Origin of the sequence: Nostoc sp. CHAB 5715, from assembly GCF_020829685.1 — a bacterium.
Taxonomy (GTDB): Bacteria; Cyanobacteriota; Cyanobacteriia; order Cyanobacteriales; family Nostocaceae; genus Nostoc.
Genome location: NZ_JAIVFR010001119.1, coordinates 1 through 2244 on the forward strand (window position 1 = coordinate 1; position 2244 = coordinate 2244).

Below are 2244 nucleotides of genomic sequence, written 5' to 3' on the forward strand. Positions count from 1 at the left end.
CTACCGCACTACACCAAGGGCCAAAAAAGCGAGTTACTTTACCAGGTATTGCGTTAGATTCGTGAAAAACCACGGGTAAACCTAAAGAACGCGCCGCAATAACGGCTGGCCCAGCAATGTAACCTCCTGTGGTAAACACCCCTTGAAAATTTCCCTGCTTCAAAATTCGCCTGACTTCTATAATCGAAAGGGCGAGTTTACCCAAAATGCGAATTGAGGAAAGTCCAAACCCTTGCTGAAACCCTTCAACTGCAATAGTATTCAAGGGATACTCGTTAGGGACAAGTTGAGTTTCTAGCCGATTGGGTACTCCCAGCCATTCGATTTGATAATCTGGCAGTTTTTGGGCCAGTGCGATCGCTGGAAACAAATGTCCACCAGTCCCACTGGCAGCTATTAATAATCGTATCGGTGCGTTTGCCATCAAACCTCTACCGTTTAGCATCTAGCTTAACTAAGATAAAACAATTTCCTTACTTTATCTGATCAAATCAGTAAACTCTTACCAATGAAAAACATTATTACCGCTTTAGTGAAACGACAACTCAGATTTCCAGCTAGTCTCTGGCTGGTTTCATTCCTGCTAACCCTTGGTTTAACAAGTGCTTGGCAAGGCACTCAAGCGGCGACACCGCAGCAATTAGCTCAAGCTGGTACAGTTCAAAATGCACCAGCCGATCTGAAAAACCTGCTGACACAAGTTGATGCAGCCGCCAGCCGAGGCGATGTTAAAGGGGTGTTGCAATTCTACAGCCCCAACTTCACTCATGGGGATGGATTAAACCTGCAAACCCTGGAAAAGTCTTTGATTTCACTTTGGCAAAGATATCCCAAATTGCAATATAGTACAAAACTGTTATCTTCAAAACCTGAAGGCAATGGGATTATTGCTGAGACAGAAACAAAGATAACTGGCTTATCCTCCGGTAACAGTAATAATTTGGCTCTCAATGCCACGATTAAATCGCGTCAACGCATTGCAGACGGAAAAATAGTCCGCCAAGACATTTTGTCAGAACGCACCCAACTTACCTCTGGTAGCAAGCCGCCCCAAATTGATATTAAATTACCAGAGCAGGTGCTGGTTGGTCAAAAGTATAATTTTGATGCGATCGTCCAAGAGCCACTTGGTGATGATTTTCTACTAGGAACGGCGCTAGAGGAACCCATCCAACCAGATAAACTTCTCAACCCCACATCCGTGGATTTGGAATTACTAACATCTGGCGGACTGTTTAAAACGGGACAAGCACCATCTACCCCTGGTAGCCAATGGGTTTCTGCTGTCATCCTGCGAGGTAATGGGATGACAATGGTAACTCAGCGCCTGCAAGTGGTGAAGAAATAGAGACGCGATGAATCGCGTCTGTACAGGAGTTGGGAGTACGCTAGCGGTAGCGTACTAAAAATCTTGATGGTGCGTTACCTTTAAATTTTAGGACTTACGCACACTCTACGAATTCTCGGCGTTCTTGGCGTCTTGGCGGTTCGATAAATTAAGCTTTTTCGTGATTTTTGCGTAAGTCCTGAATTTCCTTGAGATAATCTGGAGTTCTATTAAAGCTTTTCACGAGTAGCTATATGTCTCTAAATGAACTGCTACCTGCTGTCGATCAACTATCACACCAAGACAAGTTACGCCTCATCCATTTTCTGCTGTTAGCAGTAGCGAAGGAAGAGGGCTGTAATTTAGAGTCCACAGAGTCTACAAATATTATAAATCCAGAAGATTTACTGCTCAAAGAACTGGCATCAACGGCCGCGGTTGTATGGTCTCCCTACGAGGCGTATGAAGCTGCTCAAACATTATCAAACCTTCTTGAGGCAGCGAGAAAAGAGGGCGATGCTTGAGGGTAAGAGATTTCCTTTCATCGAGCGAAGCAATAGCTTTGGTCTTTCTAGCACCATGCCATACTTACCATTAACGTTAACCTATAAAACCTGCTCTGTAGAAGTTATGGCTTTGCTAGATACAGGTGCATTTGCCATTTTCTAAAAATCTAGGACTTACGCACTGTACAAATTAATCATGGTATGTTTCACGAAAATAGGTCGTTTCAGCCTTTATTAATCGTTCTTTGATGATCAGTAAACCCGCGCTGTAGGGGCACGAGCCAGCTCATTGGTGTCAACTTAAGCTAAAAATCGCTTATCTGTTGGCTTCCACGCCCGCCTAGAACTAAAGTTCAAGGCTAATAGCTAAAGTCTACTAAAGTAGACTAAAGATTTTTGGCTATATTTAGT

3 protein-coding genes are annotated in these 2244 nt (G+C 43.7%); 2 read left to right on the plus strand and 1 reads right to left on the minus strand.

The window, feature by feature from the left end:
- On the minus strand, positions 1-424 hold a 424-nt coding region (locus tag LC574_RS36640; protein WP_229458529.1), incomplete at its 3' end, for a glycosyltransferase.
- 84 nt (positions 425-508) lie between these two features.
- On the opposite strand from LC574_RS36640, the gene LC574_RS36645 reads away from it, so the two are divergent.
- A complete protein-coding gene (locus LC574_RS36645) occupies positions 509-1348 on the plus strand; it encodes a nuclear transport factor 2 family protein (protein WP_229458530.1) in 840 nt (279 codons plus the stop codon).
- 233 nt (positions 1349-1581) lie between these two features.
- Positions 1582-1851 (plus strand): hypothetical protein, encoded by a 270-nt coding sequence (locus LC574_RS36650; RefSeq protein WP_229458531.1) that lies wholly within the window; start codon positions 1582-1584, stop codon positions 1849-1851.
- The last annotated feature ends 393 nt before the right edge of the window (positions 1852-2244 follow it).

Excerpts from the sequence above, each read along its gene's own strand:
- LC574_RS36650 (WP_229458531.1), top strand. The coding sequence starts at position 1,582 with ATGTCTCTAAATGAACTGCTACCTGCTGTCGATCAACTATCACACCAA.
- LC574_RS36645 (WP_229458530.1), top strand. The coding sequence starts at position 509 with ATGAAAAACATTATTACCGCTTTAGTGAAACGACAACTCAGATTTCCA.